We start from the raw sequence: 15,918 nt of genomic DNA, 5'->3' as shown, positions 1-15,918 counted from the left end.
CACCACTGACATCGCAATGCCGGTGGGCCAAGTGCCGGAACGCTTGCGCCGCACCCTAGTTGGGGCCTCGGCACCCGTCAGCCGGATAGGGCATCGGTCACTCGATGGAATGGCTTTGGTCAGAGGTGGACGACGCAGAGCAAGGATCAGGCCCCGGATTCGCATCCGGGGCCCGGGTGGGTACGAGGTGGGTCCGACCGGCGGTTTTACGCTCCGGCGTCGCCGGCCGCTCCGGCCGAGCCCGCCGCCTCCGCCGCCGCCTTCGCCGCGATGTCCGTACGGTGCTGGGAGCCGTCGAGCCGGATGCGCGCCACCGCCCGGTACGCCCGGTCGCGGGCCTGGACCAGGTCCTTGCCCGTCGCCGTGACGGACAGCACACGTCCGCCCGCGCTGACCACGGCGTCGCCCTCGCGCCTGGTCCCGGCGTGCAGGACGTACGCGTGCGGGGCGTCCTCGGCCGCCACCTCGTCGAGGCCGGTGATCGGGTCGCCGGTGCGCGGGGTGCCGGGGTAGTTGTGCGAGGCGACGACCACGGTGACCGCCGCGTCGTCACTCCAGCGCAGAGGCGCCAGGTCGGCGAGGGTGCCGTTCGCGGCGGCGAGCAGGACGCCGGCCAGCGGGGTCTTCAGGCGGGCCAGCACGACCTGGGTCTCCGGGTCGCCGAAGCGGGCGTTGAACTCGATGACCCGCACGCCCCGGCTGGTGATCGCGAGTCCGGCGTAGAGAAGGCCGGAAAACGGCGTGCCCCGGCGGCGCATCTCGTCGACGGTCGGCTGAAGGACGGTCTCCAGGACCTCGTCCACCAGCTTCGGGTCGGCCCAGGGCAGCGGGGAGTACGCGCCCATGCCGCCGGTGTTCGGGCCCTCGTCGCCGTCCAGCGCACGCTTGAAGTCCTGGGCGGGCTGGAGCGGGACGACGGTCTCGCCGTCGGTGATCGCGAAGAGCGAGACCTCCGGGCCGTCGAGGAACTCCTCGATGACCACCCGTTCGCAGCCGGCCGCGTGGGCCTTGGCGGCCTCGACGTCGGAGGTGACCACGACACCCTTGCCGGCGGCCAGCCCGTCGTCCTTGACGACGTACGGGGCACCGAAGGCGTCGAGGGCCACGGCCACCTCGTCGGCGGTCGTGCACACGTACGAGCGGGCGGTCGGCACGCCGGCCGCCGCCATGACGTCCTTGGCGAAGGCCTTGGACCCCTCGAGCCGCGCCGCCTCCCGGGAGGGGCCGAACACCGGGATACCCGCCTCGCGCACGGCGTCGGCGACCCCGGCGACCAGCGGGGCCTCCGGGCCGACCACCACGAGGTCGGCGCCCAGCTCGCCGGCCAGCGCGGACACGGCCTTGCCGTCGAGCGCGTCGACCTGGTGCAGCTCGGCGACCTCGGCGATGCCGGCGTTGCCGGGGGCGCAGTACAGCGCGGTGACGTCGGGATCGAGGGACAGGGAACGGCACAGGGCGTGTTCGCGGGCACCGCTGCCGATGACGAGGACCTTCACGGGGGTCAGCCTAGCTGGCGTTCCTTATGAGAGGTCGGGGGTGGGGATGCTGTGCCTTCCTACGAATGAGCCGAGGGCGGCTGGAGCCCCGCTGCGAGCTATTCGTTGGAGAACTCCTCCACCACCGTCGCTCCCAGCTCCCGCACGATGAGGTCGTGGCCGGAGAGGGCCGACTCGTCGAGGTCGGGATCATCGTCCTCCGGGATGTCGTCCTCGGGGGCCACCGGGGGCGGCGGCTCGGGAGCGGACACCGGCCGGGGGGCCGGGGCCGGGCTGGAGGCCGCCGGGGCCGGGCGCTGGGCCTGCGGGGCGGCCGGGGTGGGCTGAGGGGCGGCCGGTCGCTGCGGGGACGCGGGGCCGGAGCCGCCGTGGCCACCACCGCCGCCGTATCCGGAGGAGCCGGAGCCGCCGAAGCCTCCCGCGCCGCCCGAGCCACCGGCCGGCGGGGGTGCGGACCCGCCGGAGGGGTCGACGACGGCCTCGATCTTCCACTGCACGTTGAACTGCTCGGCCAGCGCCTGCCGCAGCACGTCCTCGCTGCCGCTGCTCGCGAAGTTGTCGCGGGCACCGGCGTTGACGAAGCCGAGCTGGAGGGTGGTGCCGTCGAAGCCGACGACCTGGGCGTTCTGGCTGAGCAGAATCCAGGTGAAGCGGCGGCGGTTCTTGACGGCCTCCAGAATGTTCGGCCAGAGCATGCGCGGGTCGAGGCCACCGCTCGGGGCGGGGCCCGGGGCCGCAGGGGCGGCCGGAGCGGGCGCTGCGGCGGCCGGGGCGAGTGCCGGTGCCGTGGCCGCCGGAGGCTGTCCGCCGCCCGCCGGGGCCGCCGTGGGCCAGCCGCCGGGGCGTCGGCCGCCACCGGCGGGGGCGGCGGTGGGCCAGGCGCCGGGGGCGGCGGCCGGGGCAGGGGCAGAGGTGCGGGCGGGGGGCGGCGGGGAGGCGGGCGCGGGCGGCGGGCCCTGCTCGCTGGAGGGGCCGCTGGGGCCAGGTGCCGCCGGAGCCGCCGGAGAACCACCCGGACCACCCTGAGGGGAGGGGGAGGGTACGGGCGAGGCAGGAGCCCCGCTTCCCGCCGGACCCCGCACTGCCGCCCGAGCCGCCGCGGCACCGCCGGCGGGCGGCACCTGGGCGTGGGCGTCGGGACCGGGCACGTACCCCATGGCCGGCACACCACCGGCACCGGCGGGGAAGTCGACCCCCCGCTCCAGCCGGTCCAGCCGGGCCATGACGGAACGCTCGTCGCCGTACGCGGCGGGCAGCAGCACACGCGCGCAGATGAGCTCGAGCTGGAGGCGGGGCGACGTGGCGCCGCGCATCTCGGTCAGGCCCGCGTTGACCAGGTCGGCGGCGCGGCTGAGCTCGGCGGCGCCGAAGGTGCCGGCCTGGGCCTGCATGCGCTCGAGGACGTCGGCGGGGGCGTCGATGAGCCCCTTGTCGACGGCGTCCGGTACGGCGGCGAGGATCACCAGATCCCGCAGCCGCTCCAGCAGATCGCCGACGAACCGCCGAGGATCATTGCCACCCTCGATGACCCGGTCGACGACCTCGAAGGCAGCGGCCCCGTCCCCGGTGGCGAAGGCTTCGACGACGGAGTCGAGCAGCGAACCGTCGGTGTACCCGAGCAGCGAGGTCGCCATGGCATACGTCACACCGTCCGCCCCCGCACCGGCGAGCAGCTGGTCCATGACGGACATGGAGTCGCGCACGGAGCCCCCGCCGGCGCGCACGACGAGCGGAAGAACACCCTCCTCAACAGGGATGTTCTCCTTCTGGCACACCTCGGCGAGGTACTCCCGAAGCGTCCCCGGGGGCACGAGCCGGAACGGATAGTGATGGGTCCGCGACCGGATCGTGCCGATGACCTTCTCGGGCTCGGTCGTGGCGAAGATGAACTTCAGATGCTCGGGCGGCTCCTCGACGACCTTCAGCAGAGCGTTGAACCCGGCCGACGTGACCATGTGGGCCTCGTCGATGATGTAGATCTTGTACCGGCTGCTCGCGGGCCCGAAGAAGGCCTTCTCGCGCAGCTCACGGGCATCGTCGACACCACCGTGCGAAGCGGCGTCGATCTCGATGACGTCGATCGACCCCGGCCCGTTCCTCGCCAGGTCCCGACAGGACTGGCACTCCCCGCACGGCGTCGGCGTCGGCCCCTGCTCGCAGTTCAGGCACCTCGCGAGGATCCGCGCGCTGGTCGTCTTGCCACACCCGCGCGGCCCGCTGAACAGGTACGCGTGATTGACCCGGTTGTTCCGCAGCGCCTGCTGCAGCGGGTCCGTGACATGCTCCTGCCCGATGACCTCGGCAAAGGACTCCGGGCGATAGCGGCGGTACAGCGCGAGAGACGACACGCATACGAGGTTATAGGCGTCCACTGACAACGGTTCCCGCCCGAGCCCGCCCGCCGACGGCACCCCGCCCCGGCAACGCAAGCGCCCCCCACGCACCCGCCAGAGCCAACCTACCCTTGCTGCCTTCCGGCCCTGGGGGAGTTCAGTCAGATAGCGCCGCGTGAGGGGCTCCGCACAGAGTACCCGATCCCGGCCTGCGGGAACGAGTTCGCGAGCACTCCCCTCGGTCATGTAATGTTTCCGGCGGAGGATTCGCCTAGAGGCCTAGGGCGCACGCTTGGAAAGCGTGTTGGGGGCAACCCCTCACGAGTTCGAATCTCGTATCCTCCGCCAGTGCCTCACCGGGCACGATGTCGAAGGGCCCCACCGTTCGCGGTGGGGCCCTTCGACGTTGTCCGTCTCGGTTTCCGTCTCCGTTGGATTTTCCTGGGCGCCGGGCGGCACCCGGAGCGCGTCTCCGACCTGCTGGGCGACCTTGCGGAGCATGGCCCCCGTCACATGCCGGGCTCCCACCCCATGATCGCGTCCACCACGACATCCGGGACGCCGAGGGTTGGAGGGGCTCGACGCCGAACACGAGCGGCGCCGCACCACGGGACAGCACAACGCCGGAGAGACCGCGTGACGAAGCGGGGAACTGAGCAGAGGCGGCGGCCCCTGCGCGTCTTCGTACTCGACTGCGAAGCCCTGTCCCTGGCCGTGCGCGGCGATCGGAAGATGATCGCCTGGCTCGACCTCGCGGCCCGGGGTGAGGCCGAGGTGGTGGCGTCTCCCATGACGCTGGTCGAGGCGTACGACGGCAGAACCACCGAGCAGCGCTGGGACTGGGTGCTCTCCCGGCTCAAGGTCGCCGACATCGGAAAAGGACGAGGCCCGCCAGGCCCGGCGCCTCCTGGCTGACACCGCGCTGCACGGCCACAAGTACGCGATCGATGCCGTGCTCGCTGTCATCGCACGCCGGCAGAAGGGGCAGGTCACCGTCTTCACCTCGGACGTGGACGGCCTGGAGCGGCTCCTCCGGACACCATCGTCGTCAAGAAGGTGTGACCCGGCGCCCTGGTCTCGGTTACCGCTGCCTGCAGCGGAGGCCCTTCGTCGTTACGGCTCGGGCGAAGCGGCGTTGCTCACCTGGGCACGGAGTGCAGTTCGCGTATCAGCTGCGGGGTGAGCAGTTCGCCGGCGCGGTCGGCGAGGACGGCCATTTCATAGCCGACCAGGCCGACGTCGCACCCTTCGGCGGCGAGGACGCCGAGGCAGCTGCCGTCGCGGATGCGACCGACCATGAGGAAGCCCCCGAGCATTTCGATCATGACGAGCTTCATGCCGTGGAAGCCGTGTGCCGTCGCCGCGTTCTGGGCGAGGCTGGTGATGCCGGAGACAACGGCGGCGAGGTGGTCGGCGCGATCTCGGCCGAGGCTGTCCGAGGCGGCCATGAGCAGGCCGTCGCAGGAGACGGCGACGGCATCCGTGACGCCGTCGGTGGTGCGCACGAACTCCGAGACGAGCCAGCCGAAACTCTGGACGGCGGTGGTCACGATGACGCTCCTTGGGGGGTTCTGGCTTCGGCGCGGGCGACACCTGCCCGGAAGCCGTTGAGCAGGGAGGAGACGGCGGTCCTGGCGGGCGGAGGTGGGGCGGAGGGGTCCTCGGCGGACACGAGCAGGCGTCCGGGGAGGGCGAGGAGTGCGGACAGGCCGCCGCCAGGAGTGTCGAAGAGCTGGACTTGTGTGCCTTCACCGAGGCGGTGGGCGAGCCGGCCGACGACGAGGTGACCGAGGAACCGGGTGGGTGCGGCGAGGAGGGCCTCCTCGCCGGATTCGGACAGGAGGGCGCCCGCACGTTCCTTGTCGGCTTCGGACATGCCGATGCCGTGGTCGACGACGGCGAAGCAGTACGTGTCGTCCTCGGTGTCGTACCAGCCGTGCACCTCGACCTGTTCGGTCGGTGGCGAGAAGTTCAGCCCGTTCTCGATGAGTTCCGCGAGGAGGTGGGCGATGTCCGCGACGGCGTGCCCGCGCACCCGCACCGGCTCCACGGTCGCGATCAGGACCCGGCGGTACTGCTCCACCTCGGCGACGGCGGACTGGACGACCTCCAGGCCGTCGGCGGGTGCTGCCGTGGGCCGCGGCGGGTTCTGCCCGGCCAGGACCAGCAGGCTTTCGGCGTTGCGCCGCATACGGGTGGCGAGGTGGTCGAGCTCGAAGAGCTCGGCGAGGGCGTCGGGGTCGAGTTCCTGCCGTTCCAGGCGGGTGATGAGGCTGAGCTGGCGACGCACGAGGTTCTGGTTGCGGCGGCCGAGATTGGCGAGCGATTCGGTGGTGTTGCGGCGCAGGCCGGCCTGCTGGGCGGCCAGGTGGAGGGCGGTGTGTTCCACCTGGTGCAGGGACGCCGCGACCTCGGCGATCTCGGCCGTGCCGCCCAGCGGCAGTGCGTCGGAGCCGTCCGGCGCGTCCGCCGGCGGGAGGAGTCGCGCAGGGTCCTGCGGGGACTGCTGGATACGGGCGACGGTCGCGGGCAGCCGGTGCCGCGCCACGTCGTGGGCGGCCTCGGCGAGCGCGCGGAGCGGGCGCGTGAGAGACCGGGAGGCAAAGGCGGCGAGGGCCGCGACGAGGGCGGCGATGAGCGTTCCCGCGACGAGACAGGCGGCGAGGCCGAGCTCGGCATCGTGGCTGAGCCGGTCGGCCCGGTGCCGTACGTCGTCACCGACCGACTGCTGGACGGCGTACAGATCGTCGACGAGTACGGTCATCGCGTCCCACCAGGTGCCGGCGTCGGCGCGCAGCGGGGAACCGTCGACGGCGCCTTCCGCCTGGTTCTCGTAGGCGGTCGCGAGTCCGGCGTCCTCGGTTGCGAAGGCCTTCTTCAGGGCCGCGCGCTCAGGTGCGGTGGCGACCTGCCGGAAGCGGGCGAGGGCGGCGACGCGGTTGGCGCGTACCTCGGTGAAATCGAGGTACGCGCGGCCGTGGAAGGCTCCTTGGGCGAACACCCCGTTGAGGAGTCCGCGTTCGAGGGCGACGGACTCCTTGGCGGCGGCCAGCTCCCGCAGCGCGGCCAGCCCGTCCCGCAGTCGACGGTCGGCGCCCGTCGCGGTCCCCGCGACCGGATCGACGGCGTTCAGGGCGTCGACGGCGCCGGTGTAGAAGGTGAGGGTCGCGGCCCGGTCGGCGGTGCCTCTGTCGGCAGCGGCACGGATGCCGGCCAGGCCCCGCAGATGCCGCTGGACGACATTCTCGACCGCGTTTTCGCGGCGCAGTTCGCGCAGTGCCGTGTCAACGCGCTTGCGCGTGGCGGCGAGCGGTGGGCGGAAATCCTCCTCCCCGCCCAACAGACCGTTGGTCAGGCCGCGTTCGCGTTGCAGCTGGTGCACCAACGCCTGGACTCGCAGGCTGAGGCCGACCTCGGCACGGGTCGCCCGGGCGTCGCCGAGGGCCTCGGCGCGGCCGTGCACGGCGAAACCGGCCACCGCCAGCAGCAGGCAGATCGGGACCGTGATGACCACCGCCACCCGGCCCCTGATGCTGCGCCAGCCGGGCAACGGCCGTCGGCGGGGAGCCGTCCGGTCCCCGTGGCGGCCCGCTGAACCGCCCTTGCCTAATCCGCGCCTGCCGGTTGCGGCAAGCAAGCCGTGCAGCGACCGTACCGGCGTCCACACCCTCATGGCCACGACGCTAGTCCGACCGCCGTAACAGCCGGTTTCCGACCTGTTAGACCATGTGGGGAATTCCGTTGCGCCGCTCTCACACCGCAGTGCAGGAGACTGTGACCCCATCGCGGCGGCCCCCCGTGCCGGCGCGGTGGGAGCAGTCGGCGGCCGGACTGACATGCCGCAGTCGGCGTAATGGCCCCGTACCACCGGTGTGCGACGGCAACCTGTAAGAACTGTGCTCGACGGGGGCTCACCATGCCCCTCTCCGGAGAGCGCACGTGGTCGCTTCGGGACGCTGGGAGGGGGGCCATGGCGGAAGGTGACCGGCAGCCTCGTCGGAGCAAGCCCGACCGGTCGGAAGGGTTCGGTGAGCGGCTGCTGGGCCTGCTGCTGGACCGGTCCCACGAGATGCCGCCGCAGCTGATCGCTCCCTTGGTCGCGGAGGAGGTGGCCAGGATCGGCGGCCGCGAGGTGTCGATCCTGCTGCAGGACTACGGACAGGAAGTGCTGGCGCCGCTGCCGGGCAGGGGACTCATGGTCGGCGGCCCCGAGCCGATCGCCGGCTCCCCCGCCGGCAGGGCCTTCCTCAACGCGACCACCGTCGAGATTCCGCAGGCGGACGGCGTCCGGATGTACCTGCCCCTGCTGGACGGCAGCGACCAGGTGGGCGTACTGGTCGTCACCCTGGACACCGTCGACGACGACGACCGGCGCCTGCTGGGCAGGCTCGCCGGACTCGTCGCCGACATGATCGTCACCAAGCACAGCTACACCGACCAGTTCTTCCGGGCCAGACGCCGGGAACCCATGAGCGTCGCGGCGGAGATGCAGTGGTCCCTGCTGCCGCCGCTGGTGATGGCGGTGCCGCAGGTCGCGGTCGCCGGGATCCTCGAACCCGCCTACAGCATCGCCGGTGACAGCTTCGACTACGCCCTCAACGACACGATCCTGCACGCCGCCGTGTTCGACGCGATGGGCCACGGCCTGGAGGCGGCCACGATGGCGACCGTCGCCGTCGGCGCCTACCGGCACGCCCGGCGCGCCCAGGTCGACCTGTCCGAGAAGTACGCCTTCATGGACCAGGCCATCGCCCAGCAGTTCGGGCCGGAGCGCTTCGTCACGGCCCAGATGATGCATCTGGACACGGTGACGGGCCATCTGCTGTGGGTGAACGCGGGCCACCCGGCTCCGCTGCTGATCCGCGACCACCGGGTCGTGGCGCGGCTGGAGAGCCCGACCACCCTGCCGATCGGCTTCGGCGGTGAACATCCCAAGATCAGCGGGCGGCGGCTCCAGCGCGGTGACCGGGTGCTGTGCTACACGGACGGCGTCATCGAGGAGCGCGATCCCGCCGGAGACATCTTCGGCGAGGACCGGCTCATCGCCTGCATCAACAGCCTTCCGCCGGCGGAAGAGGGGCTACGGGGACAGCTTCGCCAGCTCTCCCACACCCTCAAGGAGGAACGGGGTGGGCAGACCAGCGACGACGCGACGCTGTTCCTGATCGAGTGGCGCGGCGGCGCCGCCGACCACCTGGCCCTCCCGGACTGAGTTTGTCCGACCGTACGTCATGCGGGGGCATGAGCCGGGCGCTGGCACCGCGGACACCACACCGTGGTGCGTCCTGCCATCCGGGACCGGCTCAGGGGGCCGCCGCAGCGCGGGCAGGCCGGGACCGGGTCGTCGCGGTGGCCGGTGATCCAGGAGTCGCGCGGCGGGACGCAGCCGGCGGTGACCGCGGAGCGCAGAGTGCGGCGCATCTGTGTGTACAGGCGTCGGCGTTCGGCCTCGGTCAGATCCATCGCCCGGCCGGTGGGGGGCAGCCTCGCGCGCCACAGGATCTCGTCGGCGAGCAGATTGCCGAGTCCGGCCAGGACGGACTGGTCGGTGAGGACGGTCTTGACCCTGCCGCGGTGTGAACAGAGCGCGGCCCCGAACTCCTCACGGCCCACCGCCATCGCGTCGGGGCCCTGGCCGCTCAGCAGCCGTGCGACATCGGAGTCGTCGTCGGCCAGCCAGAGACCCTGCAGTTTCCGCTGGTCGCGGTAGTGGAGCCGGCGGCCGCCGCCCAGGGTGAACAGGACGCGGTCGTGGGCCTCGGCCGCATCACCGGGACGGCCGCAGACCAGTCGCCCGGTCATGCCGAAGTGCAGCATGAGGGTGGGGCCGTCCCCGGTGCGCGCGAGCAGCCACTTCCCGTGCCGCTCCGGTTCGGTGAATCGCCGGCCTTCCAGGGCCTCGCGCAGCCGCCGCGCGCTCACCCCGTGCAGAACGCCCGCATCGCGCACGTGGACGCGTTGGATGACCCTGCCCTTCGCGCAGGACTCGAGCACCCTCCGGAATCCCTCGACATCCGGCAGCTCGGGCATGGGGGACCTCCTTCCGGGGAGGCGATGGTGCTCTTCCACAGTGAGGTGTTCCCCCTGGGAAGAAGTCCCGCCCGGTAGGGCGCGCGCAGCGGTGTTATGAAGGGTGCATGAGGGTATTTTCCGGGCGCCCTCGGGGCCCGACGGGTCTGCTCGATCCGCGCAGTACGGCCGGGCGGGTGTTCCTGCTCCAGGTCGGGATCGTGGTGCTGCTGGTCATGGCCGCCGTGGTGGCCGTGATGTTCCAGGCCGCGCGGGACGCCGTGCAGCAGGGGCGGCGGGAGTCGGTCGTCGCCGCCCAGTCGTTCGCGAGTGCGCCCGGCATGGTCCAGGCTCTGCGCAGCCGGGACCCCAGCGCCGTACTGCAACCCCGGGCCGAGGAGGCGCGGAAGCGGGCGGGCGTGGATTTCGTCGTCGTCACGGACACGCACGGAATCCGCTACACGTACCCCTATCCGGGGGAGATCGGGAAGAAGTTCGTCGGCGACATCGAGTCGGCGCTGAAGGGCCGTACCGTCGTCGAGCAGGCCGGCGGGCCGCCCCTGCCGTCGGGCAAGGGGACGGCCGTGCAGGCGGTGGTCCCGGTGACCGACTCGCACGGCGCGGTCGTCGGGGTGGTCTCCGCCGGGATCACCGTGAAGAACGTGGCGCACCTGTGGATACCGCAGGTGCCGATCGCCCTCGCCGCCGGGGCGGCCGCACTGGCGCTGGCCGGGACCGGAACGACGCTGGTGTCCCGGCGGCTGCTGCGGCAGACGCACGGACTGGCCCCGGCGGAGCTCGCCGGGATGTACGAGCACCACGACGCGGTCCTGCACGCGGTGCGGGAGGGCGTGCTGATCACCGACGCCGACGGGCGGCTGGCGCTGGCCAACGACGAGGCGAAGCGGCTGCTGGGACTGCCGTCGGACGCGCTGGGACGCCACGTGGGCGAGCTGGGACTGCCGGAGCAGGTCACACGCCTGCTCACCGCGCCGGAGGCGGTCACCGACGAGGTGCACCCGGCGGGGGACCGGTTGCTGGCGGTGAACAAGCGGCCCACGTTCCCCGACTCGGGCCGGGGAGGCAGCGTGGTGACCCTGCGGGACACCACGGAACTGTCGGCGGTGTCGGGGCGGGCCGAGGTCGCGCGGGAGCGGCTGAAGCTGCTGTACGAGGCCGGGGTGGCGATCGGGACGACGCTGGACGTGCGGCGAACGGCCCAGGAGCTGAGCGAGGTGGCGGTGCCGCGGTTCGCCGACTTCGTCACGGTCGACCTGCTGGACACCGTGCTGCACGGGGGTGAGCCGACGGCGGAGGGCTGGCGGCAGCTGCGGCGTACGGCGATCGGCGGCGAGCAGCGGATGGTCCCGGCCTATCCGGTGGGCGAAGTGATCACCTTCGGGCCGGGGACCCCGCACATGCGGGCGCTGCAGCGGGGGCACGCCGTGCTGGAGGCGGACCTGCGGCAGGCCCGGGGCTGGCGGGAGCAGGATCCGGACCGCGCCCGCAAGGCGCTGGAGGGCGGTCTGCGTTCGCTGGTGACCGTGCCGCTGCGGGCGCGGGGGGTGCCGCTGGGCGTGACGAACTTCTACCGGACGGGGGACTCCCCGGCGTTCGAGCCGGAGGACCTGTCCTTCGCGGAGGAGCTGGGCGCACGGGCGGCGGTGGCCATCGACAACGCCCGCCGGTTCACCCGGGAGCACGCGATGGCGGTGACGCTGCAGCGCAGTCTGCTGCCCCGGGGACAGCCGGAGCAGGACGCGCTGGAGGTGGCCTGGCGGTACCTGCCGGCGGAGGCGGGGGTGGCCGGGGACTGGTTCGACGTCATTCCGCTGCCGGGTGCGCGGGTGGCGCTGGTGATGGGTGACGTCGTCGGGCACGGGCTGCACGCGGCGGCCACGATGGGGCGACTGCGCACGGCGGTGCACAACTTCTCCGCGCTGGACCTCCCCGTGGACGAGGTGCTCGGGCACTTGGACGAGCTGGTCGTCCGCATGGACAACGAGGACGACTCCGCCGTCGGTGCCGCGGAGGGCCACGAGGCGGAGGGGGTTACAGGAGCGACGTGTCTGTACGCGATCTACGACCCGGTGGCGGGGACGTGCACGATGGCCCGCGCCGGGCACCCCGACCCGGTGGTGGTGCATCCGGACGGGACGGTCGCCTGTCCCGACGTGGCGGTGTCGGCCCCGCTCGGCCTGGGCGGCCACCCCTTCGAAACCACCGAACTGCACCTGCCGGAGGGCTCCCAGCTGGTGCTGTACACCGACGGCCTGGTGGAGGACCGTACCGGCGACCTCGACGCCGGGCTGCGGAGGCTGCGCCGGGCCTTGGACGAGGCGGGCGGCCGCAGTCCGGAGGAGACGTGCCAGACGGTGATCGACGCCCTGGAGCCGGCCCACCGCTTGGACGACATCGCGCTGCTGGCGGCGCGTACCCGGCTGTTCCCGCGTGCGTGCGTGGCCGAGTGGGACGTGCCGCCGGACCCGGCGGTGGTGCCGTCGGTGCGGGCACAGTGCCGGGAGAAGCTGCGGGAGTGGGGGCTGGAGGAGATCGGGTTCACCACGGAACTGATCCTCAGCGAGCTGGTCACGAACGCGATCCGGTACGGGGCCCCGCCGGTCGGGGTGCGGCTGATGTACGGGCGCTGTCTGATCTGCGAGGTGTCCGACGGCAGCAGCACCTCACCGCGTCTGCGGCGGGCGGCGACCACGGACGAAGGCGGGCGGGGGCTGTTCCTGGTGGCGCAGTTCGCCCAGCGGTGGGGGACGCGGCACACGGCCCGCGGCAAGGTCATCTGGGCGGAACAGACGCTGCACGACGGCGCGTCCGCCGACGCGGCCCACACGCCGGTGGACGTTCTCCTGGAACAGTTCGGTGACGCCGCTCTGTAGCCGGCGGGGGCCGGCACTCACCGCCTGCCGTCGGCGGCCGGCGCCCTACCGCACGACCCGCACCGGTTTCGACGCGCTCCCCTGGTCCAGTTCCGACACCCGCACCGTCACCTTCATCGTCCAGGTGCCGGGTATGGGCAGGTTGAGGGAGTCGCCTGCCCAGTAGCCGCCCTTGTCGGTGAGCCTGGCGTCGACGGGGCCGAGTTTCTGGGCGGGGAGGGTGAAGGAGAGGCGGAGTTCGGGGACGGTGGAGATGCCGCCGTCGGGGCCGAAGACCACCGCTTCGACGGAGTTGCGGCCGACCCGGCCGGGGTCCAGGTTGATCTGCACCTTGCCGTGGCCGCCCGGGGTGCCGACGTCGAAGGGGATCGTGGTGACGGACGCGGCCTGGAGGCCGGTCGCCGGTGCGGTGCCGTCCGCCGCCGCCTCGGCCTCGGCCCGGCCGGGCAGGGTGCCCGTCAGCATGGTCGTGATCACCAGCACGGCCAGCCCGACGCCGGCTTCGGCCAGCACCGAGCGGCGCAGGCCGCGGTGGGGTCCGGCGGAGGCGGGGGGCGGTGAGGACGCGCCGCCCGGCTCCGGGGCCGGCGTCGGGCCGCCGACCGGCTCCGGGACCCGTTCCCGTACGGCCCCGGTCACCTCCACCGCCGCCAGCCGTGCCGTCCACCTGCGTGACCGGCCCGCCGCCGCGAGCAGCAGCGCGACCGCGGCGAGTTTGGTGAGGAGGATCCGGCCGTACGTGGTGTCGGTGAGCGCCTGCCAGGAGCCCAGGCCACGCCAGGACTGGTAGACGCCGGTGCCGGTCAGGACGGTCACCGAGGCGAAGGCGAGGCGGGAGAAGCGGGTCACCGTGGCCGTCGGCACGGTGGCGGGCGCGGGTGTCCGGTACAGGGTGGTGAGCAGCGCGGTCAGGCCGCCGAGCCATACCGACATCGCCAGCAGGTGCAGGACGGACGAGGTGATCGCCAGCGGTACCTGGATCCCGGCCGAGGCGTGTTCGGCGGCCGCCCAGGTCAGGGCGAGGGCGACGGCGAGTACGGCGCCGGCCGCGAGGACGGGGCGGCGGGGCGGGGTGGCCCGGCGGCGCAGGACGAGCAGGAGGGCCCCCGCGACGAGCAGCAGGGCCAGGCGGGCCAGCAGGAGCAGGCCCGGCCGGCCCGTCGCCGTGCGGGCCAGGGCGGACAGGTCGAAGGCGGTCGCCGGGGAGGTGCCCTCCTCGTACGGGGCGCGCAGCACCAGCAGCACCGACGTGGCCGCGACCAGCGTCCACCAGCCGGTCCGCACCGGCTTGCGCAGCGGGGCGGTGCCGGGCGGCCGGCAGAGCGCGGCGAACGTCAGCGTGCCGATCAGCAGGGCCACGGCCACGTACGCCACGTACCGCGCGATGTTGTAGAGGCCGGTGGCGGGATTCCCGGTCGGTCTCGTGTCCACCGGCACGGTCGTCGCGGAGGGCTTGCCGACGGAGAAGGTGAAGGCGCCGGAGACCGGATGGCTGTCGGCGGAGACCACCCGCCAGGCGACGGTGAAGGTGCCGGTGCCGAGCTTCGCGGGCAGGCCGATCCGGACGGTGTCGGAGCGGCCCGGCGCGTGTTCGGGTTCACCGGTGGAGACCCGGTGGTTGGTGGGGTCGTACACGCGGAAGGAGTCGTCGAGCAGCCCGACGGACTCGGTGAAGGTCAGGGAGACGTATCGGGGGGCGGACTCGCGGACGGAGCCGTCGGCGGGGTCGGTGGAGCGGAGGGCGGCGTGGGCCGACGCGGGGCCCGCTCCGCCGAGGAGGAGCAGCACCAGCATGGCCCCCAGCAGCACCAGCCCTCGAAGCCGCCGCTTTCCGCCATGCGTTGCACCGCCTCTTCCCGGTTCCCGGCCTCGTCCTTCGCCCACGTCACCGCTCCGTCTTCGGACTCGCGTACTTCCCCGTACGTACGCGGGAAAGGCCCGTGGTGCTCACCATGTGGGCCGCGCCGACACTCCGCCGTCCACCACCAGGTCGTGTCCGGTGATCCAGGAGGCGAGCGGGGAGGCGAGGAAGACACAGGCGTCTCCGACGTCCTCGGGGCGGCCCAACCGGCCCGTGGGCACCGCCTGTTGCCAGCGCCGCACGCCCTCGGGCCACGCCTCGGCCAGGCCCGCGCGGTCGATCAGGCCGGGCGAGACGGTGTTGACGCGGATGCCGTGGGGGCCGTACTCCAGGGCGGCGGCGCGGGCGTGCGTCACGACGGCCGCTTTGGAGGCGCTGTAGTGCGCGTGCTCGGGAGCGGGGTGAGCGGCCTCGATGGAGGCGATGTGGGTGACGCTGCCGCCGCCGCACTCCCGCATGATCTCGGCGGCGGCCTGGGTGCAGGCGAAGACGCTGGTCAGGTTGGTGTCGACGACCGTCCGCCACTCGGCGGCCGGCATCCCCGGCAGCGGCCGGACCGGCTGCACGCCCGCGTTGTTGACCAGCGCGGTCAGCCGCCCGCCGCCCCACTCGGCCGCCACGCGGACCAGGCGGTGGCAGGCGTCCTCGTCGGTGAGGTCGGCCTGGAGTACGACGGACCGGACGCCCAGGTCCTCGATGCGTTGCGCCAGTTCACGCGCCGGCTCCAGCGCCGTACGGCAGTGCAGCGCGACCGCCGCCCCCTCCTCGGCGAACCGCAGCGCGATCCCCCGGCCGATGCCGCCGCCGGCACCCGTGACCAGCGCGACCTGTCCGTGCAGCAGGCTCATGGACGGCACAGTTCCGCGATCCCGGCGGCCTCGGACGGATAACGCGCCGCGAGGTCCGCCGCGTTCCCGTGTTCGTACCCCTCAGGGGTGAATCCGGGCGCCATCGTGCAGCCGAAGAAGGCCCAGGCGCCGCCCGCCGCGACCCGTGCGCCCATCCAGGTACCCGCGGGCACGGTGAGCTGCGGGTGCTGCCCGGCGAGGACGTCCGGACCGAGCACGGGGTGCGTGGACGTCCCGTCGGGGGCGAGGAGCAACAGGTCGAGCGGGTCACCGAGGTAGAAGTGCCAGACCTCGTCGGTGGGCAGGCGGTGCAGGGCCGAGTAGTCGTCCGCGGTGAGCAGGACGACGATCGCCGAGCCCTCTGGGCGGCCGTCGGCACGCTCCGGCCCCGCCCAGGTACGCCGGAACAGCCCGCCCTCACGCGGTAGCGGCTCCAGACCGTAGTGGGCGATCAGGACATCGGGCGTCAGCGGCCCG

11 protein-coding genes, 1 tRNA gene and 1 other RNA gene are annotated in these 15,918 nt (G+C 73.0%); 4 read left to right on the top strand and 9 right to left on the bottom strand.

Translation table 11 applies throughout. The annotated features are described in order from the left end of the window. Nucleotides 1–206: 206 nt before the first annotated feature. The 3 genes from purD to ffs form a co-directional block, all read right to left on the bottom strand. Nucleotides 207–1,496 (bottom strand): phosphoribosylamine--glycine ligase, encoded by a 1,290-nt coding sequence (gene purD / locus ACIBBH_RS13185; protein ID WP_399404330.1) that lies wholly within the window; start codon nt 1,494–1,496, stop codon nt 207–209. 98 nt (nt 1,497–1,594) lie between these two features. Continuing rightward, a complete protein-coding gene (locus tag ACIBBH_RS13180) occupies nt 1,595–3,844 on the bottom strand; it encodes a DNA polymerase III subunit gamma and tau (protein ID WP_399404329.1) in 2,250 nt (749 codons plus the stop codon). A 74-nt stretch (nt 3,845–3,918) separates the two neighbouring features. Continuing rightward, nucleotides 3,919–4,017, bottom strand: an RNA gene (gene ffs / locus ACIBBH_RS13175) — signal recognition particle sRNA small type. Between the two features lie 72 nt (nt 4,018–4,089). On the opposite strand from ffs, the gene ACIBBH_RS13170 reads away from it, so the two are divergent. Further along, nucleotides 4,090–4,177: transfer RNA gene (locus ACIBBH_RS13170), tRNA-Ser, on the top strand. A gap of 288 nt (nt 4,178–4,465) precedes the next feature. After that, nucleotides 4,466–4,744: a hypothetical protein gene (locus ACIBBH_RS13165; RefSeq protein WP_399404328.1), complete on the top strand. Its 279-nt coding sequence runs from the start codon at nt 4,466–4,468 to the stop codon at nt 4,742–4,744. Nucleotides 4,745–4,968: 224 nt separating this feature from the next. Here ACIBBH_RS13165 and ACIBBH_RS13160 read toward each other — a convergent pair whose 3' ends face one another. Both ACIBBH_RS13160 and ACIBBH_RS13155 read right to left on the bottom strand, forming a co-directional pair. Beyond that, nucleotides 4,969–5,379: a roadblock/LC7 domain-containing protein gene (locus ACIBBH_RS13160; protein WP_399404327.1), complete on the bottom strand. Its 411-nt coding sequence runs from the start codon at nt 5,377–5,379 to the stop codon at nt 4,969–4,971. Further along, nucleotides 5,376–7,349 carry a nitrate- and nitrite sensing domain-containing protein gene (locus ACIBBH_RS13155; protein WP_399404326.1) on the bottom strand — a complete coding sequence of 658 codons (1,974 nt, stop codon included), beginning with the start codon at nt 7,347–7,349 and terminating at the stop codon, nt 5,376–5,378. The genes ACIBBH_RS13160 and ACIBBH_RS13155 overlap by 4 nt, the downstream gene beginning before the upstream one ends. 450 nt (nt 7,350–7,799) lie before the next feature. Between ACIBBH_RS13155 and ACIBBH_RS13150 the strand changes: the two genes are divergently transcribed. Next, nucleotides 7,800–9,041 carry a PP2C family protein-serine/threonine phosphatase gene (locus ACIBBH_RS13150; protein WP_399404325.1) on the top strand — a complete coding sequence of 414 codons (1,242 nt, stop codon included), beginning with the start codon at nt 7,800–7,802 and terminating at the stop codon, nt 9,039–9,041. A 17-nt stretch (nt 9,042–9,058) separates the two neighbouring features. On the opposite strand, the gene ACIBBH_RS13145 is transcribed toward ACIBBH_RS13150, so the two are convergent. After that, a complete protein-coding gene (locus ACIBBH_RS13145; protein WP_399404324.1) occupies nt 9,059–9,859 on the bottom strand; it encodes an Fpg/Nei family DNA glycosylase in 801 nt (266 codons plus the stop codon). A 107-nt stretch (nt 9,860–9,966) separates the two neighbouring features. Between ACIBBH_RS13145 and ACIBBH_RS13140 the strand changes: the two genes are divergently transcribed. After that, complete coding sequence (locus ACIBBH_RS13140) at nt 9,967–12,732, top strand: SpoIIE family protein phosphatase (protein WP_399404323.1); 2,766 nt, start codon at nt 9,967–9,969, stop codon at nt 12,730–12,732. A 45-nt stretch (nt 12,733–12,777) separates the two neighbouring features. Here the strand turns inward: ACIBBH_RS13140 and ACIBBH_RS13135 are convergent, their stop codons facing one another. The 3 genes from ACIBBH_RS13135 to ACIBBH_RS13125 all read right to left on the bottom strand — a co-directional run bounded on the left by ACIBBH_RS13135 (nt 12,778) and on the right by ACIBBH_RS13125 (nt 15,911). Then, nucleotides 12,778–14,541 (bottom strand): copper resistance CopC/CopD family protein, encoded by a 1,764-nt coding sequence (locus ACIBBH_RS13135; RefSeq protein ID WP_399404322.1) that lies wholly within the window; start codon nt 14,539–14,541, stop codon nt 12,778–12,780. 138 nt (nt 14,542–14,679) lie between these two features. Next, nucleotides 14,680–15,441, bottom strand: coding sequence for an SDR family NAD(P)-dependent oxidoreductase (locus ACIBBH_RS13130; RefSeq protein WP_399404321.1), 762 nt, complete (start codon nt 15,439–15,441; stop codon nt 14,680–14,682). Beyond that, the gene (locus ACIBBH_RS13125) at nt 15,438–15,911 is read right to left on the bottom strand and encodes a cupin domain-containing protein (protein ID WP_399404390.1); all 474 of its coding nucleotides are present in this window, start codon (nt 15,909–15,911) and stop codon (nt 15,438–15,440) included. Before ACIBBH_RS13125 ends, ACIBBH_RS13130 begins: the two co-directional genes overlap by 4 nt. Between the last annotated feature and the right edge of the window lie 7 nt (nt 15,912–15,918).

It is taken from the genome of Streptomyces sp. NPDC051636, from assembly GCF_044453765.1.
In the GTDB taxonomy this organism is placed as follows: Bacteria; Actinomycetota; Actinomycetes; order Streptomycetales; family Streptomycetaceae; genus Streptomyces.
Note: the sequence above shows the minus strand (reverse complement) of the source record. Positions and strands in the feature narration are given on the sequence as shown.

What these genes read in the sequence shown, in the direction of transcription:
- ACIBBH_RS13150 (WP_399404325.1), top strand. Translation starts at nt 7,800, where the DNA reads ATGGCGGAAGGTGACCGGCAGCCTCGTCGGAGCAAGCCCGACCGGTCG.
- ACIBBH_RS13145 (WP_399404324.1), bottom strand. Translation starts at nt 9,859, where the DNA reads ATGCCCGAGCTGCCGGATGTCGAGGGATTCCGGAGGGTGCTCGAGTCC.
- ACIBBH_RS13140 (WP_399404323.1), top strand. Translation starts at nt 9,967, where the DNA reads ATGAGGGTATTTTCCGGGCGCCCTCGGGGCCCGACGGGTCTGCTCGAT.
- ACIBBH_RS13130 (WP_399404321.1), bottom strand. Translation starts at nt 15,441, where the DNA reads ATGAGCCTGCTGCACGGACAGGTCGCGCTGGTCACGGGTGCCGGCGGC.